Source organism: Streptomyces sp. NPDC096152, from assembly GCF_044763235.1.
In the GTDB taxonomy this organism is placed as follows: domain Bacteria; phylum Actinomycetota; class Actinomycetes; order Streptomycetales; family Streptomycetaceae; genus Streptomyces.
In genome coordinates, this window is record NZ_JBIWFW010000001.1 from 910,010 (window position 1) to 933,350 (window position 23,341).

Annotated in this window: 18 protein-coding genes; 11 read left to right on the plus strand and 7 right to left on the minus strand. The window is 73.2% G+C overall.

Annotated elements, in window-relative coordinates:
• Nucleotides 1-162 precede the first annotated feature (162 nt).
• The 3 genes from ACIQ9G_RS04000 to ACIQ9G_RS04010 all read right to left on the minus strand — a co-directional run bounded on the left by ACIQ9G_RS04000 (nucleotide 163) and on the right by ACIQ9G_RS04010 (nucleotide 3,765).
• Entirely contained in the window at nucleotides 163-792 is a 630-nt protein-coding gene (locus ACIQ9G_RS04000; RefSeq protein WP_403605875.1) for a TetR/AcrR family transcriptional regulator, read from the minus strand.
• Between the two features lie 137 nt (nucleotides 793-929).
• A complete protein-coding gene (locus ACIQ9G_RS04005) occupies nucleotides 930-3,014 on the minus strand; it encodes a YhgE/Pip family protein (RefSeq protein WP_403605879.1) in 2,085 nt (694 codons plus the stop codon).
• Entirely contained in the window at nucleotides 2,986-3,765 is a 780-nt protein-coding gene (locus ACIQ9G_RS04010) for an ATP-binding cassette domain-containing protein (RefSeq protein ID WP_403606770.1), read from the minus strand. The genes ACIQ9G_RS04005 and ACIQ9G_RS04010 overlap by 29 nt, the downstream gene beginning before the upstream one ends.
• Nucleotides 3,766-4,018: 253 nt before the next feature.
• Here ACIQ9G_RS04010 and ACIQ9G_RS04015 point away from each other — a divergent pair, with 253 nt between their 5' ends.
• From ACIQ9G_RS04015 to ACIQ9G_RS04025, 3 genes are all read left to right on the plus strand, one after another.
• Complete coding sequence (locus ACIQ9G_RS04015; RefSeq protein ID WP_403605882.1) at nucleotides 4,019-4,579, plus strand: SAV_6107 family HEPN domain-containing protein; 561 nt, start codon at nucleotides 4,019-4,021, stop codon at nucleotides 4,577-4,579.
• Between the two features lie 429 nt (nucleotides 4,580-5,008).
• Entirely contained in the window at nucleotides 5,009-5,779 is a 771-nt protein-coding gene (locus tag ACIQ9G_RS04020) for a methyltransferase (protein ID WP_403605885.1), read from the plus strand.
• Nucleotides 5,780-6,056: 277 nt separating this feature from the next.
• Nucleotides 6,057-6,449: a DUF3040 domain-containing protein gene (locus ACIQ9G_RS04025; RefSeq protein ID WP_403605889.1), complete on the plus strand. Its 393-nt coding sequence runs from the start codon at nucleotides 6,057-6,059 to the stop codon at nucleotides 6,447-6,449.
• A 99-nt stretch (nucleotides 6,450-6,548) separates the two neighbouring features.
• Here ACIQ9G_RS04025 and ACIQ9G_RS04030 read toward each other — a convergent pair whose 3' ends face one another.
• From ACIQ9G_RS04030 to ACIQ9G_RS04045, 4 genes are all read right to left on the minus strand, one after another.
• A complete protein-coding gene (locus tag ACIQ9G_RS04030; RefSeq protein ID WP_403605892.1) occupies nucleotides 6,549-8,921 on the minus strand; it encodes a DUF3488 and DUF4129 domain-containing transglutaminase family protein in 2,373 nt (790 codons plus the stop codon).
• Complete coding sequence (locus tag ACIQ9G_RS04035) at nucleotides 8,918-10,315, minus strand: DUF58 domain-containing protein (RefSeq protein ID WP_403605895.1); 1,398 nt, start codon at nucleotides 10,313-10,315, stop codon at nucleotides 8,918-8,920. The genes ACIQ9G_RS04030 and ACIQ9G_RS04035 overlap by 4 nt, the downstream gene beginning before the upstream one ends.
• Nucleotides 10,315-11,352 (minus strand): AAA family ATPase, encoded by a 1,038-nt coding sequence (locus tag ACIQ9G_RS04040; RefSeq protein WP_403605898.1) that lies wholly within the window; start codon nucleotides 11,350-11,352, stop codon nucleotides 10,315-10,317. The genes ACIQ9G_RS04035 and ACIQ9G_RS04040 overlap by 1 nt, the downstream gene beginning before the upstream one ends.
• Before the next feature lie 274 nt (nucleotides 11,353-11,626).
• Nucleotides 11,627-12,172: a beta-class carbonic anhydrase gene (locus tag ACIQ9G_RS04045; RefSeq protein WP_403605901.1), complete on the minus strand. Its 546-nt coding sequence runs from the start codon at nucleotides 12,170-12,172 to the stop codon at nucleotides 11,627-11,629.
• A 446-nt stretch (nucleotides 12,173-12,618) separates the two neighbouring features.
• On the opposite strand from ACIQ9G_RS04045, the gene rsmH reads away from it, so the two are divergent.
• The 8 genes from rsmH (at nucleotide 12,619) to ftsW (ending at nucleotide 23,336) form a co-directional block, all read left to right on the plus strand.
• Complete coding sequence (gene rsmH / locus ACIQ9G_RS04050; protein WP_392194574.1) at nucleotides 12,619-13,575, plus strand: 16S rRNA (cytosine(1402)-N(4))-methyltransferase RsmH; 957 nt, start codon at nucleotides 12,619-12,621, stop codon at nucleotides 13,573-13,575.
• An 82-nt stretch (nucleotides 13,576-13,657) separates the two neighbouring features.
• Nucleotides 13,658-14,254 carry a septum formation initiator family protein gene (locus tag ACIQ9G_RS04055; RefSeq protein ID WP_403605905.1) on the plus strand — a complete coding sequence of 199 codons (597 nt, stop codon included), beginning with the start codon at nucleotides 13,658-13,660 and terminating at the stop codon, nucleotides 14,252-14,254.
• Nucleotides 14,255-14,259: 5 nt separating this feature from the next.
• Nucleotides 14,260-16,212: a peptidoglycan D,D-transpeptidase FtsI family protein gene (locus ACIQ9G_RS04060; RefSeq protein WP_403605908.1), complete on the plus strand. Its 1,953-nt coding sequence runs from the start codon at nucleotides 14,260-14,262 to the stop codon at nucleotides 16,210-16,212.
• A gap of 207 nt (nucleotides 16,213-16,419) precedes the next feature.
• The gene (locus ACIQ9G_RS04065; protein ID WP_403605911.1) at nucleotides 16,420-17,940 is read left to right on the plus strand and encodes a UDP-N-acetylmuramoyl-L-alanyl-D-glutamate--2,6-diaminopimelate ligase; all 1,521 of its coding nucleotides are present in this window, start codon (nucleotides 16,420-16,422) and stop codon (nucleotides 17,938-17,940) included.
• Nucleotides 17,941-17,944: 4 nt separating this feature from the next.
• Nucleotides 17,945-19,360: a UDP-N-acetylmuramoyl-tripeptide--D-alanyl-D-alanine ligase gene (gene murF, locus ACIQ9G_RS04070; RefSeq protein WP_403605914.1), complete on the plus strand. Its 1,416-nt coding sequence runs from the start codon at nucleotides 17,945-17,947 to the stop codon at nucleotides 19,358-19,360.
• Entirely contained in the window at nucleotides 19,357-20,430 is a 1,074-nt protein-coding gene (mraY, locus tag ACIQ9G_RS04075) for a phospho-N-acetylmuramoyl-pentapeptide-transferase (protein WP_403605917.1), read from the plus strand. The genes murF and mraY overlap by 4 nt, the downstream gene beginning before the upstream one ends.
• Nucleotides 20,412-21,830 carry a UDP-N-acetylmuramoyl-L-alanine--D-glutamate ligase gene (gene murD, locus ACIQ9G_RS04080; RefSeq protein WP_403605920.1) on the plus strand — a complete coding sequence of 473 codons (1,419 nt, stop codon included), beginning with the start codon at nucleotides 20,412-20,414 and terminating at the stop codon, nucleotides 21,828-21,830. Before mraY ends, murD begins: the two co-directional genes overlap by 19 nt.
• A 72-nt stretch (nucleotides 21,831-21,902) precedes the next feature.
• Nucleotides 21,903-23,336, plus strand: coding sequence for a putative lipid II flippase FtsW (gene ftsW / locus ACIQ9G_RS04085; RefSeq protein WP_403605923.1), 1,434 nt, complete (start codon nucleotides 21,903-21,905; stop codon nucleotides 23,334-23,336).
• The last annotated feature ends 5 nt before the right edge of the window (nucleotides 23,337-23,341 follow it).

Below are 23,341 nucleotides of genomic sequence, written 5' to 3' on the forward strand. Positions count from 1 at the left end.
TCCGCCGGCCCACGTCGGCGGGAGCGAGACACGGGGGAGCCCAGGGGAACGACCGTACGGGGGCCCAAGGGGAAAAACGGGGGAGCACGGAAGGCGCCGGTGCGCGACGGCCCGCGGGGGACGCGGCCGTCGCACACCGGCGCCTTCCGCCGTGCGCGCCCGTCAGCGGCCGCCGCTCACCCGCCCCTGGAGCAGCCGGGACAGCGCCGCGTGGACGTCGTCCAGGGAGCGCTCCGGCTGGAAGGACTTCCAGTCCAGGGCCGCCACCAGCACCATGCCGACCAGCGCCGCCGCGGTCAGCTGGACGTCGATCTCGTCGGTGAACTCGCCGGCCGCCACGCCCTCGCGCAGGACGTCCTCGACGACCGCGACCGCCTCCTGCCGGACCACCATCAGCGTCGACTGCCAGGCCCGGTTGGTGCGCCACAGCTCGGCCACGTACAGCTGGGTGAAGGCCGGGTAGCGGTCGATGAAGACGAGGCCGGCCCGGACCATCGCGTCCAGGGCGTCGACCCGGCTGCCGCCCTCGCGGGCCGTCCGCTCCGCCGCCTCCCGCAGGGAAGCGGTGAGCAGTCCCACGCCGTGTCGCAGCAGCTCCTCGAAGAGGACCGACTTGCTCGCGAAGTTGTAGTAGACCGTGCCCTTGGCGACCCCCGCCCGCTCGGCGATCTCGTCCACCGTGGTGGCCGAGAAGCCCTGCTCGGCGATGAGCGTGACGGCTGCCTCGTAGAGCTTCTGCCGGGTGGCCTCGCGGCGGGTACGGCCGCCCGGCGTGGCGCTGCTGCGTTCCATGGCGTCGATTCTCACAGCAACGGACTCCGCGCAGGGCACCGAGGGCGCCGGTGACCCCGAACGCTCCGGGGACGCGGAGAACGCGGAGGGGGCCGTGGACGCCGATCGCTCCGAGGGCGCCGAGGCCGTCGGCGGGGTCACAGGCTCAGCTCCGGGTGCAGCCGGTCCAGCGACCACACCTGACGGCGGCGCGCCGCGAGCGCGGTCAGCGCGAGCGCGCCCGCGGTGAAGGCCGTGAGCACCGCGCAGGCCGTCCACACCGGGCCGAGGCCGCCCCCGGTGATGAGCCTGCGGAGGGCCTCGACGATGTAGCTCATCGGCAGGAACGGATGGATCGCGTTGAAGAAGCCCGGGCTGGTCTGCACGGGGTAGGTGCCGCCCGCGGACGTCAGCTGCAGCATCAGCAGGGCGAGGACGAGGATCCGGCCCGCCGCACCGAAGCGCGCGTTCAGCCACTGCACGATCGCCGCGAAGCACGCCGCCACCAGGAACAGGAAGCCGACCGTCCCCGCGGCCCGCACCATCTGGAGTCCGATCGCCCAGTGCAGCACCGCCATCAGGGCGGACGTCTGCAGTACGCCGACCGCCACCACCGGCATCCAGCCCGCGAGAGCGATCCGCCGGGCCGAGGCGCCCGCGGCGAGCGCGCGCCGGTTCATCGGCGGGATCAGCATGTACGCCACCATGGCGCCCACCCACAGGGACAGCGGGATGAAGTACGGGGCGAAACCGGTGCCGTAGTTCGGCGCGTGGTGCAGGTCCCGGGCGGCGAGCTGGACCGGATCGGCCATGACCCCGGTGCGCGCGTCGCGGTCCTTCTTGTCGTAGTCGGGGATCCGCTCGGCGCCGTCGTGCAGCCCGCCGGCGAGCTTGCCGGAGCCGTCGACCAGCTTGTACATGCCGCCGCTCAGGTCGTCGGCGCCCGTCCGGAGCCTGCCCACGCCCTTGTCGAGCCCGCTCGCGCCCGTGCTCGCCGTGCCCAGCCCCGCGTGCAGCTTCTTTGCGCCCGCGGCGACCTTCCCGGCACCCGAGTTCAGCTGGTTGATCTTCTTGACGGCGTCGTCGATGTCCTCGGACAGGTGCGGAGCGCGGACGGCGAGCGCCTGGGCCTGCTTCTGGAGCGTGCCGAGGTTGTCGTCGAGCGTCTTCAGGTCACCGTGCTGGTCCGCGATCAGCGTGTTCAGGTCGTCGGCGACGGCGGCCACGTCGGCGGCGGCCTGCTTGGCCTTCTTCAGGTCGGCGCAGGCGGGGTCCGGCAGGACGGGTTCGGCGCAGCGCCTCGCGTAGACGTCGTCCAGGACCTCGGAGGCCGCGTGCGCGCCCTTGGCCGCGCCCGGGGCCACCTTCACCAGCGTGTCCAGGTTGTGGCGCACGGCCTTGGCCGAGTCGGCCACCAGCCGGGCGGTGTCCCCGATGGTCCGCTCGTTCTTCTCGACGAACGGGCCCACCTTGCCGTCGATCGCGTTGACCTTGTCGGCGAGGGCCTGGGTGCCGTCGGCGACCCGCCGCGAGCCGTCCTCCAGGGAGGCGGCGCCGGTGGTGAGCCTGCGCAGGCCCTTGGACAGCTTGTTGCTGCCCTTCTTGGCCTCCGCCAGGCCCTCGGCGAGGTCCTTGGAGCCCTGCTCGGCCTTGCCGATGCCGCCCTTGAGCCGGTCGGCGCCGTCGGCCGCCGTCACGGTCTTGCCGTGGATCTCGGAGAAGGAGATGAAGATGCGGTCCAGGAAGGACCGGGACGCCTTGGTGGAGGCGGCGGTGCGCACCTCGCTGAAGACCGTCCGCGAGATCTGCCCGACGATGTAGTTGTTGGCGTCGTTCGTACGGACCTGGAGCGCGCCGGTCTCCGGGGAGTCGCCCGCGCTGGAGGCGATCCGCCTGCTGAAGTCGGCGGGCATGGTCAGCGACAGGTAGTACGTGCCGTCCTCGACGCCCCGGCGGGCCTCGTCCGCGTCGACCCGGTGCCACTCGAAGGTCTTGCTGTCGAGCAGACCCTTGGTGAGGTCGTCGCCGGCGGTGATCCTCCTGCCGTCGGTGGTCGCGCCCCGGTCGTCGTTCACGAGCGCCACCGGGATGCGGTCCAGGCGGCCGTAGGGGTCCCAGAAGGACCACAGGTACAGGGCGCCGTAGAGCAGCGGCAGCACCAGCAGCGCCACCAGGGCGGCGCGGGGCAGCTTTCCCCGCCCGAAGCGCCTCAGCTCAAGCGCGGCCAGTTTCGGCGAGCGCATCGGCCGCCCCCTTCGCTTCGTCCTCGTTCGCTTCGTCTTCGCGGGCTTCGTCTTCGCCGGCTTCGGTCCCGCTCGCCGGGACCGTCTGCCTGGTGGAGACGGTCACCGCGCCGCCGGGGGCCTCGCTGCACACCGCCAGCACGGTCGTCCCGGACTCGGTGAGGGAGGCGAGCAGCGCCCAGACCTCGGCCCGTTCGCCGTTCGACAGCTTGAAGTCGGCGTCGTCGACGGCGAGCAGTCGGGGCGCCGACATGAGCGCCAGGGCGAGCGACAGGCGCAGCGACTCCAGGCGCTCCAGATCCCGTACGGCGGTGCGCGTGCCCTTGGGCAGGGCGGCCGTGTCGAGACCGGCGGCGGCCAGGGCGTCGTCGATCAGCAGCTTCGCCTCGGCCCTCCGCTCGGCGCGGGGCCGCAGCAGCCCGCGCAGGGAGTCGCGGAACCGGCGCTGCAGCAGCGCCCGTTCGCGCAGGTGCTCGCCGACGGTGAGGGCCGGGTCGAGGTCCGTGACCCCGGCGACGTTGGCGAGCGCGCTGACCCGGCGCAGGGCGGCCATCTGCCGGGGCAGTCCGAACCCGCCCACGACGGCCACTCCGTCGGTCGGCTTCATCCGGCCGGTCAGCGCGAGCAGCAGGCAGGTGCGGCCGGACCCGGACGGGCCCTCGACCGCGATCAGCGAACCGGGTCCGGCGTCGAGGCCGATGCCGCGGAACGCCCAGCCGCGCGGGCCCCGCAGCCCGAGATCGCGGGCCATGACCCCGAGGCCGCGCGCCGTGTCCTGCGGGCGCTCCTCGGGGCTCTCCTGAGGGCCGTCCAAGGCTTCCCCTCCCCCTGTGCGGTGCAACCGGCCTTGCGTACCGGCTTTTTGAACTGACTGGTCAGTGCAAAAACTACCCCGAACCTACGAGCGAAGCAAAAGCGCAGGTCAGAACGGATTGTCAGTGCCATACCTCACGATGGGCACATACGGCACCCGTGCCGTGTACCCAGACGACAGGAGGTTCGTCATGGCCAACTCGTCCGCAGCCGCCGCCCGTCGGCGCCGCGCCACCGGCCCTGCCCCCTCACTGACCGGCCCGGCGAGCGACGTGCACCCCGTGCTGCGCCGGACCACGGCCCCGCCCGCCGCGCTCGACCTGCTCGCCCAGGCCCGCACCGGACTCGACGAGGCCACCGCCCTCCGGGCGCCCAACGAGCGGTACGCGACGGCCCACCTCGCCGCCCTGCGCACCGCCGCCGCCGTGCTCGCCGCGCGGGGCCGCCCGGAGACCACACCACGACGCCGGGCCCGCATCCGGAGCGCCTGGGAAGTGCTCCCCGAGATCGCGCCCGAACTCACCGAGTGGAGTGCCCTGTTCGCCTCGGGCGCCCGGCGCCGCGCGCTGGCCGAGGCCGGTGTCCAGGGCGCGGCCGGCCACCGCGACGCCGACGACCTGATACGGGACGTGGCGATGTTCATCCGGCTGGTCGAGCGGATGCTGGTGCTCCAGCCGGTGCTGCCGCGCCCGCGCCCGGACACGGAGGGGGAGTCCTCCGGGCACGGACGCGACATGCCGGACGTGGGGTGAGCCTCCGGCCGGCGGTCGGGGCGCGGGGGAGGGTGCCGGGTGCGGCGGCGCTCACCGGACGCGGGCCGAGGTCCGGGCCCGGGGAAGAGTGCCGGGTTCGGGGGAGAGCGCCGGGCCCGGGGGAGAGTGCCGGGTTCGGGGGAGAGCGCCGGGTTCGGCGTGGCATTCCGGAGGCGGGCCGAGCCACCGGCCGGTGGTCGCGGCGCGGGCCGTGTCGCGCGCCCGTAGCGCGGGCCGGGGCCGCCGGGGCGCCGGCCGTCCCGCGGCGCCGCGGTGGAGGCGAGAGGCGGAGGTGAGGGGCGCGCGCGGGGGCGGAGGCAATAGGGTGGAGGGCGCCTGAGGCCTTCCCTTGTCCCGCACTCCGGGCCGGGGAGGCAGCCCGATCGCTCCGCCCGCACGAGGCGGTGCCGCGCCGAGGAGTCACCTGCCGTGTCGGACCCGACCCGCCCCCGCGCTTCGCTCCGTACCGCCGTGGTCTGGGAGGTCCTCCAGGACGCCCTGGACCGCCGGGTCAAGGCCACGGGACGGGAGGAGCTGGACGTCCTCGACACCGGCGGCGGCAGTGGCAACTTCGCCGTGCCCGCCGCGCGCCTCGGCCACCGGGTCACCGTCGTCGATCCCAGCCCCAACGCGCTCTTCGCGCTGGAGCGCCGCGCCGCCGAGGCCGGTGTGGCCGACCGGGTGCGGGGCGTGCAGGGCGACGCCCACGGGCTGTTCGACGTCGTCGAGCGCGGCGGCTACGACGTCGTGCTGTGCCACGGCGTCCTGGAGTACGTCGACGACCCCGCCGAGGGCATCCGCAACGCGGTGGACGCCCTGCGCCCCGAGGGTGTGCTCAGCCTGCTCGCCGCCGGACTCGGCGGCGCCGTGCTCGCCCGCGCCCTGGCCGGTCACTTCAAGGAGGCCAAGCAGGCCCTGGAGAGCCCCGAGGGACGCTGGGGCGAGGGCGACCCGATGCCCCGCCGCTTCACCCCCGAGCAGCTCACCGAACTCGTCGAGCAGGCGGGCCTGAGGGTCGGCGCCGTGCACGGCGTGCGGGTCTTCGCCGACCTCGTGCCCGGCGTCCTGGTGGACACCGAGCCCGGCGCCCTGGACGCGCTGCTGAAGCTGGAGGCCGCGGCCGCCGAGCTTCCCGCGTTCCGCTCCGTGGCCACCCAGCTCCACGTCCTCGGCGAGACGCGGGGTGCCGCGGAGGCGTGAGCCGACGGCCGTGACGCGCCGCTGATCAGCGTCTGGGCGGGAGATGGAGTACGCCACAGGCCCCCCGGTCGCGGGCTCCGCGCCGTATGATCGAAGGAGACCGCCCGGCATGACGGGCCGGACGCCGGGGAAAGGAAGCCTCAGCGAGCCGGGACGGCCATGACGGACACCGGTTGGTCAATTGGCGCAGAGGGGCGGGTTTCACGGGGGCGATTCCCTGCCTATCCTGAAGGGACCCCCCGGGTCGCCCCGGCGACTGCACGATGAGGAGGACTCCGTGCCGCTCTCGGAGCACGAGCAGCGCATGCTCGAGCAGATGGAGCGAGCGCTGTACGCCGAAGATCCCAAGTTCGCGTCGGCGCTCGAGGGAAGCGGGCTGCGTACGTACACCCGGCGGCGGGTCTACCAGGCGGTCGTGGGCTTCCTCGTGGGTATCGCGCTCCTCATGGCTGGAATGGTCGCCCAGATGATCTGGGTGAGCGTGGTGGGCTTCCTCGTGATGCTGGGCTGTGCCGTGCTGGCCGTGACCGGCTGGCGCAAGGCGCCCAAGCCGGGTGAACAGGCCGTCGGCGCACCGCAGGCCCGCCGTCCCGTGCGCCCCAAGCGCTCCATGATGGACCGGATCGAACAGCGCTGGCAGCGCCGCCGCGACGAGCAACAGGGCCACTAGGGCCCCGTCCCGGCGCTTCGGCGCCGGACTCCTCACGTGGTGCCCGAGGGGGTGACCGCCCGGGCGGTCACCCCCTCCCGCATGTCCGGACCCGGACGCTCAGCTCCGCTGCCCCGACGGCCGGCGCAGGGCTGGGCGGGCGGCCGAGACGCGGGACGTGAGCGCCGACCACCACGCCCACAGCCCCCACACAAGCCGGACGATCGAGCGCGGCGCGAACGTGGCGCGCAGCCGCGTGCCGCGGCCGGCCGTGCTCCGCAGGCCCGCGACGACGCGGCGGACGTCCTCGGCGAGCCCGGCCGTGGGCCGCGGGTGCGGGGCGTAGAGGACCTGCTCCACGGCGTCCGCCAGCCGGTGCGCCGAGGCCTCGGTCACCGGGTCCAGACGGCCGAGCCGCACGATCCGGGCGGCCGCCCCGCGCGGGGTCTGCGACTCGTCCGGCAGGATCCCGAAGTCCCAGGCCGTGTCCGTCAGTTCCTGCCACGCCGCCAGGGTGCGGACCACGGAGTCCGCCGCGCCGCGCCCGTGCGCGCCGAGTCGTACGGCCCGCGCCCGCCGGCGCCACAGCATCGGTGACAGCGGCAGCGCCAGGACGGCCGCCCCGCCCAGTACCCAGGCCAGCAGCTCGTACCACGGCGGGCCGCCGCCGCCCGGGACCGCCACCACCTGCGGGGACGGGCTCGCGCACTCCTGCATCTTCCGCTGCACCGCCGTGCAGCTCTGGCTGGCCGAGGGCGCGGCGGACGGTCCCGCCGACGACGACTGCGAGGGCAGCGCCGGGTCCGGCAGGGTGCTGCCCGGCGCGTCCGACCGGGTGTACGACGGGGTAGAGCCGCGGGTCGGGGTCGGTTCGAAGCGGGTCCAGCCAACGCCCTCGAAGTACAGCTCCGGCCAGGCGTGTGCGTCCTTGAGTCCCACCGCCACCGTGCCGTCGCCCTGCGGGGAACCGGGCGCGAAACCCACCGCGACCCGGGCCGGAATGCCGAGCGTGCGCGCCATCGCGGCCATCGCGAAGGAGAAGTGCACGCAGAAGCCCCGCCTGTCCTTCAGGAACCGTGCGATCCCCTCGGCGCCGCTGCCCACCTGGACCTGGGTGTCGTACTGGAAGCCGCCGTCGACGGCGAACCAGTCCTGGAGCTTGACCGCCTTCTCGTAGGGGTTCGCCGCTCCTTCGGTGACCGCCCGCGCGGTCACCGCCACGATCCCGGGCAGCGACAGGGGCACCTTGGTGTACTCGCGCCGCAGGGCCGGCGCCGGAGCGGGCGCCGTGGCCAACTGCTCCGCCGTCGGCCGCACCTGAAGGCTCCGCACCTGGTACGTCAGCCCGCGCGTGTTCTGGCCGTGGTCGCCGACGAGCGTCATGCCCACCGGCTCGTAGCGCCAACTGCCCTTGATGCGCACCTCGCTGGGCGGGTACGGCATCGGCAGCCAGTCCTGCGCGTACCAGTCGGCCGCCGCGATCGAGGTGGTGATCTCCGTACGGCCGACCTTGGGGTCGAGGCCGGCCGGGGCGGGGAACCGGTCCGGCACGCCGACGATGTGCCGCTGGGACGGCTTCCAGGTGGTGCCGTCGAAGTCGTCCAGGGAGACGATCCGCAGATAGAGGTCGGAGACGTCACCGGCGTTCGTGCGCAGCGACATGACCGTGCGGTCCTCGTCCACGTTCAGGCTGTCGCGCAGCGACACCAGCGGGTTCACCGCGGAGATCGTGCCGCCGTTCCCGCTTCCGGAGCCGATGCCGTCCCCGGTGTTGTTCAGCAGGCCGCCCCGCATCGCCGGCAGCGGCAGAAGGGCGACCGCCAGCGCGACCGCGCCGATCCGGCGCCCGGTGCGCACCGGCGCAATAGCCCCGCCGGCCTCCCCGCCCGCGCCGCGCGCCGCCCCGGCGAACACCCGCCCCCACTGCGAGAGCCGGTCCCGGCCCTCGGCCAGCAGCAGCATCAGATAGCCGCCGGCGGCGAACAGGAAGCTCAGCCAGTCGTCCCCGTCGGACAGCCCGGCCGCCACCGAGTACAGCGCGAGCAGCGGCAGACCCGCCGGGGCCGCGCTGCGGAAGGTCACCGCGAGGGTGTCCACGATCAGCCCGATCAGCAGGACACCGCCGACGAGCATCAGCCGGATGCCGTCGGACAGCGGGGCCGGGATCGCGTACCGGCCGACGTCCTGCGCCCCCAGTTGCAGCAGACCGGCCAGGCGGCGGAAGGCGTCCGGGCCGGGCAGCAGCCCGGCGACGGCCTGCCCGTGGGCGAAGACCAGGGTCAGCAGGAGCAGGGTGACCAGGGCCTGCGCGGCCACCGTCAGCGTCCGGGCCAGCGGTACCCGCCGGGCCGCCACGCCCACGCCCGTCTGTGCCGCCAGCAGCAACGTGGCCTGCAGGAGCCACGTCATGGGCGAGACCAGCGGCAGCAGCGCGCAGGCCGCCATCAGCGTGGCCGCCGCGGCGCACAGCGCCAGTCGTGTCCGGCCGCTCATGCCCGCCCCTCCCCGTGGCCCGCCACGCCCGCCGTGCCGAAGGCCGTCCCGCTCGCGGCGCCGAGGCCCGTACGCTCCCGGTCCGCACGGCGCCACACCTCCTCCAGCGAGGCGCCCCGCGGCACCTCCACCGCCGTCCATCCGGACTCGCGCAGCATCCGCAGCCGCTCCCCGGCGTCGTGCACCGGCCCGGGCACGTCGGTGCGCTCCCGCACCCACGCCTCGCTGTCCAGCACGAACGCGACCGCCCCGCCGCCGCGTTGGCGCATCTTGGCGACCACCGCGGCCTGCTCCTCGTCGAGGTCGCCGAGGAAGGCCACCAGGAGCCCCTCGTTGCCGCCGCGCAGCGTGTCGTACGCCCGGGACAGCCCCGCCCCGTCCGAGTGGTCGATCACCGCGAGGGTGTCCATCATCAGCCCGGCCGCGTCCGCCGACTCCTGGCTCGCGCCGGCGAACCCCTCGGAGCCCTCGCCGGGCACCGAGGCGCCGGTGTCGGTGAGCAGCCGCACCGAGAAGCCCCGCTCCAGCATGTGCACCAGCACCGAGGCGGCGCCGGAGACGGCCCACTCGAAGGCCGAGTCCGGGCCGGCGCCCCCGAAGGCGATGTACCGGGTGTCCAGGAGCACCGTGCAGCGGGCGCGCTGCGGCTGCTCCTCGCGGCGCACCATCAGCTCGCCGTAGCGGGCGGTGGAGCGCCAGTGCACACGGCGCAGGTCGTCGCCGTGGCGGTACCCGCGCGGGATGACGTCGTCCTCGCCCGCCAGGGCCAGCGAGCGCTGCCGCCCGTCGCCGTACCCCCTGGCCTCGCCGCTCAGCCGTACCGGCGGCAGCGGTGTCACGCGCGGGACGACGGTCAGGGTGTCGAACGCGGAGAAGGACCGGGTCAGTTCGCACATCCCGAACGGGTCGGTCAGCCGCAGTTGCAGCGGGCCCAGCGGATAGCGGCCGCGCAGGTCGGAGCGGACCCGGTAGGACACCTCGCGGCGGCCGCCCGGCTCCACCCGGTCCAGGACGAAGCGGGGCCGCGGCCCGAGCACGTACGGCACCCGGTCCTGGAGCATCAGCAGGCCGGTGGGCAGCCGGGAGACGTTCTCCATCCGCAGGTGCACCCGGGCCTCGCTGCCGGCGGGCACGCGCGCGGGGGACAGGCGGCGGCTGCCGGCGACGCGGTGGCGCGTGCGGTGGAGCACCGCCGCGCAGAGCAGGGGCAGCGCGGCGAGCAGCAGGCCGACCCGCAGCAGATCGCTCTGCCCGAGGACGTAGGCGCAGAGCGCGGCCGCCACGCCGGCGGCCAGGAAGGAGCGTCCGCGGGTGGTCAGACCGGCCAGCGCGGTGCGTACGCCGCTCCGGTCGCCCCGGTCGGCCTCCGCGCGCGCCGTCCCCGCGTCCGCCATCACAGCCTCCGCGGCGGCTGCTGGCCGAACGCCGCCGTGCCCCGGCCCAGGCCGAAGCCGCTCTGCTGCTGGGGCGCCGCGGGCACCGGGGTGTTCTGCAGGATCTCCTGCACGACCTGCTCCGCCGTACGGCGGTTGAGCTGGGCCTGGGCGGTGGGCAGCAGCCGGTGCGCCAGCACGGCCACGGCGAGGGCCTGCACGTCGTCCGGCAGCGCGTACTCCCGGCCGCCGAGGGCGGCGGACGCCTTCGCGGCGCGCAGCAGGTGCAGGGTGGCGCGCGGCGAGGCGCCGAGTCTGAGGTCGGGGTGGGTGCGGGTGGCGGCGACCAGGTCCACCGCGTACCGCCGCACCGTCTCGGCGACGTGGACGCCGCGGACCGCCTCGACCAGCTTCGCGATCTCGTGCGCGTGGGCGACCGGCTGGAGGTCGTCCAGCGGATTGACCCCGCCGTGCACGTCCAGCATCTGCACCTCGGCGTCCGCGCTGGGGTAGCCGATGGAGACGCGGGCCATGAAGCGGTCGCGCTGGGCCTCGGGCAGCGGGTAGGTGCCCTCCATCTCGACCGGGTTCTGCGTGGCCACCACCATGAAGGGGCTGGGCAGTTCGTAGGTCTGCCCGTCGATGGTGACCTGGCGCTCCTCCATCGACTCCAGCAGGGCCGACTGGGTCTTGGGCGAGGCGCGGTTGATCTCGTCGCCGATCACGATCTGCGCGAAGATCGCGCCGGGCTTGAACTCGAAGTCCCGGCGCTGCTGGTCCCAGATGGACACGCCGGTGATGTCCGAGGGCAGCAGGTCGGGCGTGAACTGGATGCGCCGCACCGAGCAGTCGATGGACCGCGCCAGCGCCTTGGCCAGCATCGTCTTGCCCACCCCGGGCACGTCCTCGATCAGGAGATGCCCCTCGGCGAGCAGCACGGTCAGTGAAAGCCGTACGACCTCGGGCTTGCCCTCGATCACTCCCTCCACCGAACTGCGGACGCGCTCCACAGTCGCGGTCAGATCAGTGAGGCTCGCTCGATCGTCATAGGTCGTCACCCGGCCCTCCTCGGCCCTTATCCAAGCTCTGGACGAGCAGGGATACCCCAATGTTTCCCGGGCCGACACACCGCGGTGCGGACCGGCCCACCCCTGAACACGGACCTCACGCGGGAAAACGCGTGTTGTCACCCCCGCATTCTTGTTGCCGTTACCGGTTCGTGTCACTCGCCTGTGGACAAGTGGCTGCGATATGTCGGGCCTTACGGCCTTTTGTCGACGATGACGGTGTGATGTGAGCGGGGCGTCCGGGGTGGGCCGGGCGGTCAGAGGGTCAGGCGGGGTCGATCTCGCGCAGCAGACCCGTCTTGACGTCGAAGACGAAGCCGCGCACGTCGTCGTTGTGCAGCAGGAACGGCGAGGTGCGCACGCGCTGCATCGACTGGCGCACGTCCTGGTCGACGTCCCGGAAGGCCTCCACCGCCCACCCGGGACGCTGCCCGACCTCCATCTCCAGGTCGTGACGGAACTCCTCGGTGAGGGACTCCATGCCGCAGCCGGTGTGGTGGATGAGGACCACGCTGCGGGTGCCGAGCGCCCGCTGGCTGATGGTCAGCGAGCGGATCACGTCGTCGGTGACGACACCGCCCGCGTTGCGGATGGTGTGACAGTCGCCGAGCTGCAGGCCGAGCGCCTTGTGCAGGTCGAGTCGGGCGTCCATGCAGGCCACGACCGCGACGTGCAGGACGGGCCGGGCGTCCATCCCGGGGTCGGTGAACGCGTCGGCATAGTGCTGGTTGGCCTCGACGAGACGGTCCGTAACGGTGCCGCCCGTTATGGCCCCTTCGGATCCGGCGGGAACTGCTGCAGAAGTCGTCATACCCATGACGTTACTGGTCACCCCCGGTCCGGTCCTGCTGTGAGGGGGGACAAAGAAGGCCTCCGTGGCTTGTTGTGAGCGACTCCACACGGATCGCGACCCGGCAGCCGAACGGGTGAACCTTCGCCCCGCGCGGTGTCGCCCACGCTCCGGCGGGCGACGCGCAGGCCGGTTGATTGACCGCGAGACAGGGTGGACTAAAGTGACGCGAAGCGGGAGGCGCGGCCCTCCCTGCTGGACTGCTTTTCCCCGGAGACCCCGGCACCCGCGCGGACGGTCTCCCCACGTGCGCGGCGCGTACGTACGGCTCGGCCTTCTCCCGCTGCCGGTCGGCCGACGCTTCCGGCGCCGGCGGGCCTCCCCCTCACCGGGGGCACCCCGGCGTCCACCGGGGGAGGGCGGGGACCCGGCGGTGCGTAGGCCCGCGCCGGACCTGAGAGGGCCTCTTGAGTCAGAGTCGACACGTCCCCGTGATGCTCCAGCGGTGCCTGGACCTGCTGGCGCCCGCCCTGGAGCGGCCGGGAGCGGTGGTCGTCGACTGCACCCTCGGCCTCGGCGGCCACAGCGAGGCCCTGCTCACCCGCTTCCCCGAGGCGCGGCTCGTCGCCCTCGACCGCGACAAGGAGGCGCTGCGCCTGTCCGGCGAGCGCCTCGCCCCCTTCGGCGACCGGGCCACCCTCGTGCACGCCGTCTACGACGAGCTGCCCGAGGTCCTCGACCGGCTCGGTCTCGCGCGCGTCCAGGGCGTCCTGTTCGACCTCGGCGTCTCCTCCATGCAGCTCGACGAGGCCGACCGCGGCTTCGCCTACGCCCAGGACGCGCCGTTGGACATGCGCATGGACCAGACGACCGGCATGAGCGCCGCCGAGGTGCTCAACACCTACCCGCCCGGTGAACTCGTCCGCATCCTGCGGGCCTACGGCGAGGAGAAGCAGGCCAAGCGGATCGTGGCCGCGATCGTGCGCGAACGCGAGAAGGAGCCCTTCAGCACCAGCGCCCGGCTGGTCGAACTCATCCGCGACGCCCTGCCGCAGGCCGCCAAGCGCACCGGCGGCAACCCGGCCAAGCGCACCTTCCAGGCGCTGCGCATCGAGGTCAACGGCGAACTTGCGGTCCTGGAGCGGGCGATCCCGGCCGCGGTCGGGGCACTCGCCGTCGGCGGCCGGATCGCCGTGCTGTCGTACCACTCGCTCGAAGACCGCCTGGTGAAGCAGGTGTTCGCGGCCGGCGCCACCAGCACCGCCCCGCCCGGGCTGCCGGTCGTCCCCGAGCGCTACCAGCCCCGGCTCAAGCTGCTGACGCGCGGTGCCGAACTTCCCACCGAGGAAGAGATCGCCGAGAACCGGCGGGCGGCACCGGCCCGGCTGCGCGGGGCCGAGCGCATCAGGGAGGACGTCGAGTGAGGGAGCTGACGGGGCGGCCGTACGCGTGCGGCGCCGTCCCCCGCGCGGTGGGCGAGTGGGAACGGCGAAGGCGGGGGGACCGGTGAGCAGGAGACCCGAACTGAGGGGCCGTGCCGCCCGGCTCGCGCGGCTCCTCCCGGCCAAGGGGGGCCAGGCCGCCCGCACCCCCTTCGTCCTCCTCGTCGTGCTCCTCCTCGGCGGCGGCCTGATCGGGCTCCTGGTGCTGAACTCCGCGCTCAGCGAGGGCGCGTTCCAGCTCGACGACCTGCAGAAGGACACCAAGAACCTCACCGACGAGGAACAGGCCCTCCAGCGCGACATCGACTCCTACTCCGCCCCCGACGCCCTCCAGCGCCGCGCCCGCGAACTCGGCATGGTGCCCGGCGGCGACCCGGCCTTCCTGAGCCCCGACGGCACCGTGAAGGGCGTCCCGTCGCCCGCCCCCGAGCCGGACCCGCAGGACGTGCCGGTGTCGGTACGGCCGCCGGAGGCCCTCACGGCGTCGCCGGCCGCCACGGACGGCACCCGGCCGGCCGTACCCGCGACCACCCCGCCGACGACGGCGGGGACGGCGTCGCCGACGGCCCCCGGCAGCGCGTCGCCCTCCGCCCAGGTCGCGTCCGCCCCCGCCGCCGCGCCCCCGCCCCAGCCCGCCTCGACCACGACCCCCGGCAGGTGACGGAAGTGTCCGACAGGGAACCGCCGCGCCGCCGTGTGCCCGGACCCGCAAGGCCCGCCCGCCCTCGCGGCGGGCAGCGCCCCGGCCCGGGCGCCCGCCCGGCCCGCCGCCCCGGCCCGCGCCGCCCCCCGGCGTCGCGCGTCATCCGGCTCGGCAGCCCCCGCCCGCGGCTGCGCATGGTCGCCCTGGCGCTGACCCTGGTGCTGCTCGTGTTCGTCGTACGGCTGCTCCAGGTGCAGGCCGTCGACGCGAGCGCCTACGCGGCCAAGGCCGACGAGAACCGCTACGTCGTCCACACGCTCGCCGCCGAGCGGGGCGGCATCACCGACCGCAACGGCGTGGCCCTCGCGATCAGCGTGGACGCCGACGACATCACGGCCGACCCCACGATGTTCACGCGCGGGGAGCTGAAGATCGGCGACGGGCCCGAGCGGGCCGCCGCGCTGCTCGCCCCGATCCTCGGCCAGGATCAGGACACGATCGCGCGGAGGCTGCGCACGCCGAACACGCGCTACGTGCTGCTGGCGCGCCGCCGGACCCCACAGGTCTGGAAGCAGATCAAGGATCTGAAGTCCGCGCTCGTGAAGAAGTCCCAGGCGGACAAGTCCACCGTCAACGTCCTCGCCGGAGTCTTCGCCGACCCCAGCAGCAAGCGGGTGTACCCCAACGCCGACCTCGCCGCCGGGATACTGGGCTGGGTCAACGCCGAGGGCAAGGGCGGCGGCGGTGTCGAACAGCAGCTGGAGAAGCAGCTGTCCGGCAAGGCCGGCCAGGTCCGCTACGCCCAGTCCGGCGGCCGGCAGGTGCCCACCGCGGGCTCCACCGAGACGCCCGCGGTGCCCGGCGCCGACGTCGAGCTCACCATCGACCGGGACATCCAGTGGGCCGCGCAGAACGCCATCAGCGAGCAGGTGAAGAAGTCCGGGGCCGACCGCGGCTACGTCATCGTGCAGGACACCCGGACCGGCGAGATCCTCGCCATGGCCAACTCGCCCGGCTTCGACCCCAACGACCTGTCCCGGGCGAACCCGGCCGCGCTCGGCAACGCCGCCGTCCAGGACGCCTTCGAGCCCGGCTCCACCGCCAAGGTCATGTCGATGGCGGCCGTCCTCCAGGAGAACGCGGCCACCCCGCTCACCCACGTCGTCGTGCCCAACCGGCTGCACCGCGGCGACCGGCTCTTCCAGGACGACGTCGACCACGACACCTGGTACCTGACGCTCAACGGCGTGCTCGCCAAGTCCAGCAACATCGGCACCATCCTGGCCACCGGGCAGCTGGGGAAGACCCAGGCCGAGGCCAACACGGTCCTCTACTCCTACCTGCGCAAGTTCGGCATCGGCCGCTACACCGGACTGGACTTCCCCGGCGAGACCAGGGGCATCCTCGCGCCGCCCGACAAGTGGTCCACCTCGCAGCAGTACACGATCCCTTTCGGCCAGGGCTTCTCCATCAACGCGATGCAGGCGGCGTCCGTCTACTCGACGATCGCCAACGGCGGCGTCCGGGTGCAGCCCACCCTGGTGCGCGGCGCCAAGGGCGCCGACGGCCGCTTCACCCCCGCCCCGAAGCCCGAGAAGACGCGGGTGGTCAGCGCCGCGACGGCCGAGCAGCTCGCCCGGATGCTGGAGTCCGTGGTGGACGACGAGCAGGGCACGGGCGTGAAGGCGCGCATCCCGGGGTACCGGGTCGCGGGGAAGACGGGCACGGCCAACCGCGTGGATCCGGCCACCGGCAGATACCGCGGCTACACCTCGTCGTTCGCCGGGTTCGCCCCAGCGGACAGCCCCCGCGTCACCGTGTACTGCGCCATCCAGAACGCCACCAGGGGCAGCTACTTCGGCGGCCAGATCTGCGGCCCGGTCTACAAGCAGGTCATGGAGTTCGCGCTGAAGACGCTCCAGGTGCCGCCGACCGGGGCGCGGGCCGCGAACCTGCCCGTCGACTTCAAGCCGTGACCGTCCCCGAGCCCCGCACCACCGGACACCACGCGACCGCACCGCCGCTGCACACCGATCAGGAAACAGCCCGTGACAACGAACACCTCCGGCCCCGGGAACCCCACCCCGCCCCGGCCCTCGCTTCGCTCCGGAGCGGGTACGCCCGGTACGCTCACCGCCGTGCCACACGCTGATCAGTCCCAAACCACCCAGAAGGGCGCTTCCGTGACGTATCCGGGACCGCCGCGACCGGCCCAGGTCTCCGCCACACCCCTCGCGGAGCTCGCCGGACAGCTGGGTGCCGCCACCCCCGAGGGCGCCGCCGAGGTCACGGGGATCACCCACGACTCGCGCGCCGTGCGCCCCGGCGACCTGTACGCCGCGCTGCCCGGCGCCCGGATGCACGGCGCCGACTTCGTCACGCAGGCGGCCGGCCTCGGCGCCGTCGCCGTGCTGACCGACCCGACCGGCGCCGAGCGCGCCGCCGCGACCGGCCTGCCGGTCCTGGTCGTCGACGACCCGCGCGGGCGGATGGGCGAGCTGGCGGCCACGATCTACGGCCATCCCGGCCGCGACCTGCTCCAGATCGGCATCACCGGCACCTCCGGCAAGACCACCACGGCGTACCTCGTCGAGGGCGGCCTGAGGACGGCCAGGTCCACCGGACTGATCGGCACCGTCGAGATGCGCATCGGCGACGAGCGCATCAAGTCCGAGCGCACCACCCCCGAGGCGACCGACCTGCAGGCCCTGTTCGCGGTCATGCGCGAGCGGGGCGTCGAGGCGGTCGCCATGGAGGTCTCCAGCCACGCGCTGGTCCTCGGCCGCGTCGACGCCTGCGTCTTCGACATCGGCGTGTTCACCAACCTCAGCCCGGAACACATGGAGTTCCACTCCGGCATGGAGGACTACTTCCAGGCCAAGGCGCAGCTGTTCACGCCCCGGCGCAGCAGGCTCGGCGTGGTCAACCACGACGACGAGTACGGGCGCCGGCTGGTCCGGGAGGCCACCGTCCCGGTCGTCACCTTCTCCGCCGAGGGCCACCCGGACGCCGACTGGCGCGCCGAGGACGTCGAGGTCGGGCCCCTGGACTCGACGTTCACCGTGATCGGCCCCGAGGGGCAGCGGATCGCCGCCAGGTCGCCGCTGCCGGGCCCCTTCAACGTCGCCAACACCCTCGCCGCGATCGTCGCGCTGGCCGCCGCGGGCCTCGACCCGCAGGCCGCCGCCGACGGAGTCGCCGCCGTGCCGGGCGTGCCCGGCCGCCTGGAGCGGGTGGACGCCGGACAGCCCTACCTCGCCGTCGTCGACTACGCCCACAAGACCGACGCCGTCGAGTCCGTCCTCAAGGCCCTGCGCAAGGTCACCAAGGGCCAGGTGCACATCGTGATCGGCTGCGGCGGCGACCGCGACCGGACGAAGCGGGTTCCGATGGGCGCGGCGGCGGCCCGGCTCGCCGACACAGCCGTACTGACCTCCGACAACCCCCGCTCCGAGGACCCCCTGGCGATCCTCGCCACCATGCTCCAGGGCGCGGCGTCCGTGCCCGCGCACGAGCGCGGCGAGGTGGTCCTCTTCGAGGACCGGGCCGCCGCGATCGCCGCCGCGGTCTCCCGCGCGCGGCCCGGGGACACCGTGCTGGTCGCGGGCAAGGGCCACGAGCAGGGCCAGGACATCGCCGGCGTGATCCGTCCCTTCGACGACCGCCAGGTGCTCCGCGAAGCTATCCAGCAGACCCAGGGATGAACTTGTGATCGCCCTCTCCCTCGCCGAGATCGCAGCAGCCGTCGGCGGGAAGACGCACGACATACCGGATCCGTCCGTCCAGGTCACCGGACCCGTCGTCCGGGACTCCCGGGAGGCGGGGCCCGGCAGTCTCTTCGTCGCCTTCGTCGGCGAGCGCGTGGACGGCCACGACTTCGCGCGGGCGGTGGTCGAGGCGGGCGCGGTCGCCGTACTGGCCTCCCGCCCCGTCGGCGTGCCCGCGATCGTCGTGGACGACGTCCAGGCCGCGCTCGGCGCCCTCGCCCGCCATGTCGTGCGGCGGCTCGGCACGACCCTGGTGGCCCTCACCGGCTCCGCGGGCAAGACCAGCACCAAGGACCTCATCGCCCAGGTGCTGGGCCGCAAGGCGCCGACGGTGTTCACGCCCGGCTCCCTCAACAACGAGATCGGGCTGCCGCTGACCGCCCTGACCGCCACCGAGGAGACGAAGTTCCTCGTGCTGGAGATGGGCGCCCGCGGCATCGGCCACATCCGCTACCTCACCGGCCTGACCCCGCCGAAGGTCGGCCTGGTGCTCAACGTCGGCACCGCCCACATCGGCGAGTTCGGCGGCCGCGAGCAGATCGCCCAGGCGAAGGGCGAGTTGGTCGAGGCGCTGCCCGCCGCGGAGGAGGGCGGGGCGGCGATCCTCAACGCCGACGACCCGTTGGTCCGGGCCATGGCCTCCCGTACGAAGGCGAAGGTGGTCCTTTTCGGAGAGAGCGACGAAGCGGACGTACGCGCCGAGAACGTGAGACTCACGGACACCGGACAGCCCTCATTCAGGCTTCACACACCCTCCGGTGCAAGCGATGTGACCATGCGCCTGTACGGTGAGCACCACGTGTCGAACGCGCTCGCCGCGGCCGCCGTCGCCCATGAGCTGGGCATGTCCGCGGAAGAGATCGCCACCGCGCTCTCCGAGGCGGGCTCCCTCTCCCGCTGGCGTATGGAGGTCACCGAGCGCCCGGACGGCGTGACCATCGTCAACGACGCCTACAACGCCAACCCCGAGTCCATGCGGGCCGCCCTGCGCGCGCTGGCCGCGATGGGCAGGGGGCGGCGGACCTGGGCGGTGCTCGGCAAGATGGCCGAGCTCGGGGACGAGGCGCTCGCCGAGCACGACGCTGTCGGACGGCTCGCCGTCCGGCTCAACGTCAGCAAGCTCGTCGCGGTCGGGGGCAGGGAAGCGTCCTGGCTGCAACTGGGCGCATATAACGAGGGTTCGTGGGGTGAGGAGTCGGTGCACGTGTCCGACGCACAGGCGGCGGTCGACCTGTTGCGCAGCGAGTTGCGCCCGGGAGACGTCGTTCTCGTGAAGGCGTCCCGTTCGGTCGGTCTGGAGAGCGTTGCCCAGGCGCTGCTGGAGACCGGTGCCGAGGGTGAGGTCGCCGCCCGATGATGAAGCAGATCCTGTTCGCAGGTGTCATTGGCCTCTTCCTGACGCTGGTCGGCACACCACTGCTGATCAAGCTTCTCGCCCGCAAGGGCTACGGCCAGTACATCCGCGACGACGGCCCGCGCGAGCACGCCAGCAAGCGCGGTACGCCGACCATGGGCGGCATCGCCTTCATCCTGGCGACGGTCGCCGCGTACTTCCTGTCCAAGGTCATCACCGGCTACCCCCCGACCTACTCGGGCCTGCTGGTGCTCGGCCTGATGGTCGGCATGGGCCTGGTCGGCTTCCTCGACGACTACATCAAGATCGTCAAGCGCCGTTCGCTGGGTCTGCGGGCCAAGGCGAAGATGGCCGGCCAGCTGATCGTCGGCATCGGCTTCGCCGTGCTCGCGCTGATGTTCGCCGACAACCGCGGCAACACCCCCGCCTCCACCAAGCTGTCGTTCATCACCGACTTCGGCTGGACGATCGGCCCGGTGCTGTTCGTGGTCTGGGCGCTGTTCATGATCCTCGCGATGTCGAACGGCGTGAACCTCACCGACGGTCTGGACGGTCTGGCCACCGGCGCCTCCGTGCTGGTCTTCGGCGCCTACACCTTCATCGGCGTGTGGCAGTTCCAGGAGTCCTGCGCCAACGCGCAGACCCTCACCAACCCGGGCGCCTGCTACGAGGTCCGCGACCCGCTCGACCTCGCGGTCGTCGCCTCCGCGCTGATGGGCGCCTGCCTCGGCTTCCTGTGGTGGAACACCTCGCCCGCCAAGATCTTCATGGGCGACACCGGTTCGCTCGCGCTCGGCGGTGTGCTCGCCGGCCTGGCGATCTGCTCGCGCACCGAGCTGCTGCTCGCGCTGCTCGGCGGCCTGTTCGTCCTGATCACCATGTCGGTGGTCATCCAGGTCGGCTCCTTCCGCATGACCGGCAAGCGCGTCTTCCGGATGGCGCCACTGCAGCACCACTTCGAACTCAAGGGCTGGTCCGAGGTCCTGGTGGTGGTCCGCTTCTGGATCATCCAGGGCATCTGTGTGATCGTCGGACTGGGCCTCTTCTACGCGGGATGGGCAGCGGACAAGTGACCGACTGGCAGGGGAAGAACGTCACCGTCGCCGGACTCGGCGTCTCGGGTGTCCCGGCGGCCAAGGTCCTGCACGGGCTCGGCGCGAACGTCACCGTCGTCAACGACGGCGACGACGAGCGTGCCCGGGCGCAGGCCGCGGAGCTGGAGGCGCTCGGCGTCACGGTCCGGCTCGGTGACGGGGAGACCCTGCCGGAGGGCACCGAGCTGATCGTCACCGCGCCCGGCTGGAAGCCGGACAAGCCGCTGTTCCTCGCCGCCGGCAGGGCGGGTGTGCCGGTCTGGGGCGATGTCGAACTGGCCTGGCGGCTGCGTGGCCCGGACGCCCCGCCGTGGCTGGCGGTGACCGGCACCAACGGCAAGACCACCACCGTGCAGATGCTCGCCTCGATCCTCACGGCGGCGGGCCTGCGCACGGCGGCCGTCGGCAACATCGGCGTCTCGCTGCTGGACGCGGTGCTCGGCGAGGAGCGGTACGACGTCCTCGCCGTGGAGCTCTCCAGCTACCAACTGCACTGGGCGCCGTCGCTGCGGGCGCACTCCGCGGTGGTGCTGAACCTGGCGCCCGACCACCTCGACTGGCACGGCTCCATGGAGGCCTACGCCGCCGACAAGGGCCGTGTCTACGAGGGCAATCGGGTCGCCTGCGTCTACAACGCCGCCGACAAGGCCACCGAGGACCTGGTGCGCGAGGCGGACGTCGAGGAGGGCTGCCGGGCGATCGGCTTCACCCTCGGCACCCCCGGGCCGTCCCAACTCGGCGTCGTGGAGGGCATCCTGGTCGACCGCGCCTTCGTCGAGAACCGGCACAAGAACGCCCAGGAGCTCGCCGAGGTCGCCGACGTGAACCCGCCGGCCCCGCACAACGTCGCCAACGCCCTTGCCGCCGCGGCCCTCGCGCGCGCCTTCGGGGTACCGCCCCAGGCCGTACGGGACGGGCTGCGGGCCTTCACCCCGGACGCCCACCGCATCGCGCACGTCGCCGACGTGGACGGCGTGGCGTACGTGGACGACTCCAAGGCCACCAACACCCATGCGGCAGAAGCCTCGTTGGCGGCCTACGAGTCGATCGTGTGGATCGCGGGCGGTCTGGCGAAGGGCGCCACCTTCGACGAGCTGGTCGCCAGGTCGGCGAAGCGGCTCCGGGGCGTGGTGCTCATCGGCGCCGACCGCGCCCTGATCCGTGAAGCCCTCGCGCGACACGCCCCGGAAGTACCCGTCGTCGACCTCGACCGGACCGACACTGGGGCCATGCTCCAGGCCGTCCAGGAGGCGAAGCGGCTCGCCGGACCCGGCGACACGGTGCTGCTGGCCCCGGCCTGCGCCTCCATGGACATGTTCGCCAACTACAACAGGCGCGGTGACGCGTTCGCCCAGGCGGTGCGCGAGCTCGGCGCCTGACCCGGCCGCCCGCCGGGCGACTTCGGGAGGGACGCGTGCGACCGTCAAGGCCGACGTACAGGGGAGGTGCCGATGCCCGGTAGCCGCACCGGCCGGCGGCCGCCCGTGCAGCGGGCGGCGGGCCGGCCCGCTACCCCCCGCACGCCCCGCGACCATCCTCTGCGGCGTTTCCTCACCCGGGCCCGCAAGGCCTGGGACCGGCCGCTGACCGCGTACTACCTGATCTTCGGCGGCAGTCTGCTGATCACCGTGCTGGGCCTGGTGATGGTCTACTCGGCCTCCCAGATCACGGCGCTGCAGATGGCGCTGCCGGGCTCGTACTTCTTCCGCAAGCAGCTGCTCGCGGCCGTCCTCGGGGCCGGGCTGCTGCTCGCCGCCTCCCGGATGCCGGTCAAGCTGCACCGGGCGCTCGCCTACCCGATCCTGGCGGGCGCGGTGTTCCTGATGGCTCTGGTGCAGGTGCCGGGGATAGGGATGTCGGTCAACGGCAACCAGAACTGGATCTCGCTGGGCGGCTCCTTCCAGATCCAGCCCAGCGAGATCGGCAAGCTGGCGCTGGTGCTGTGGGGCGCCGACCTGATCGCGCGCAAGCAGGACAAGAGGCTGCTCACGCAGTGGAAGCACATGCTGGTGCCGCTCGTGCCGGTGACCTTCCTGCTGCTCGGCCTGATCATGCTCGGCGGCGACATGGGCACCGCGATCATCCTCACCGCGATCCTCTTCGGCCTGCTGTGGCTGGCGGGTGCGCCCACACGCCTCTTCGTGGGCGTGCTGTCCGTCGCCGCCGCGATCGGCGGGCTGCTGATCAAGACCAACCCGAACCGCATGGACCGGCTCGCCTGCATCGGAGCCACGGACCTCGGGCCGGGCGGGACCTGCTGGCAGGCGGTGCACGGCATCTACGCCCTGGCCTCCGGCGGGATCTTCGGCTCCGGGCTCGGTGCGAGTGTGGAAAAATGGGGCCAACTACCCGAAGCCCACACGGACTTCATCTTCGCCGTCACCGGTGAGGAACTGGGTCTGGCGGGGACGCTGTCGGTGCTCGCCCTGTTCGCGGCTCTAGGCTATGCGGGCATCCGCGTGGCCGGACGCACGGAGGATCCCTTCGTGAGGTACGCCGCGGGAGGCGTGACCACCTGGATCACCGCGCAGGCGGTGATCAACATCGGTGCGGTGCTCGGTCTGCTGCCGATCGCCGGCGTCCCGCTCCCGCTGTTCTCCTACGGAGGATCCGCCCTGTTGCCGACCATGTTCGCCATCGGGTTGCTGATCGCCTTCGCGCGGGACGAGCCCGCTGCGCGGGCGGCGCTTGCGATGCGGCAACCTCGCTTTGGTAGAAAGCGGGCGGGAGGCTTTGCGGCCGACCGGAAGTCCGGCCGGAAGCCCGATCGGACTTCCGGCCGGACGCCTGAGCGGGGCTCCGGGCGGGAACCCGGCCGGGAGCCTCGGAGATGGAACACGATGCGACGGCGTGCCTCGGCGGCGCGCTCGTCCGGAGAGCGGTGAATTTC

Excerpts from the sequence above, each read along its gene's own strand:
- ACIQ9G_RS04015 (WP_403605882.1), top strand. The coding sequence starts at position 4,019 with ATGGCCAACTCGTCCGCAGCCGCCGCCCGTCGGCGCCGCGCCACCGGC.
- ACIQ9G_RS04010 (WP_403606770.1), bottom strand. The coding sequence starts at position 3,765 with ATGGCCCGCGATCTCGGGCTGCGGGGCCCGCGCGGCTGGGCGTTCCGC.
- ACIQ9G_RS04000 (WP_403605875.1), bottom strand. The coding sequence starts at position 792 with ATGGAACGCAGCAGCGCCACGCCGGGCGGCCGTACCCGCCGCGAGGCC.
- ACIQ9G_RS04030 (WP_403605892.1), bottom strand. The coding sequence starts at position 8,921 with ATGAGCGGCCGGACACGACTGGCGCTGTGCGCCGCGGCGGCCACGCTG.
- murD (WP_403605920.1), top strand. The coding sequence starts at position 20,412 with ATGGGCAGCGGACAAGTGACCGACTGGCAGGGGAAGAACGTCACCGTC.
- ACIQ9G_RS04005 (WP_403605879.1), bottom strand. The coding sequence starts at position 3,014 with ATGCGCTCGCCGAAACTGGCCGCGCTTGAGCTGAGGCGCTTCGGGCGG.
- ftsW (WP_403605923.1), top strand. The coding sequence starts at position 21,903 with ATGCCCGGTAGCCGCACCGGCCGGCGGCCGCCCGTGCAGCGGGCGGCG.
- mraY (WP_403605917.1), top strand. The coding sequence starts at position 19,357 with ATGATGAAGCAGATCCTGTTCGCAGGTGTCATTGGCCTCTTCCTGACG.
- ACIQ9G_RS04045 (WP_403605901.1), bottom strand. The coding sequence starts at position 12,172 with ATGACGACTTCTGCAGCAGTTCCCGCCGGATCCGAAGGGGCCATAACG.
- ACIQ9G_RS04035 (WP_403605895.1), bottom strand. The coding sequence starts at position 10,315 with ATGGCGGACGCGGGGACGGCGCGCGCGGAGGCCGACCGGGGCGACCGG.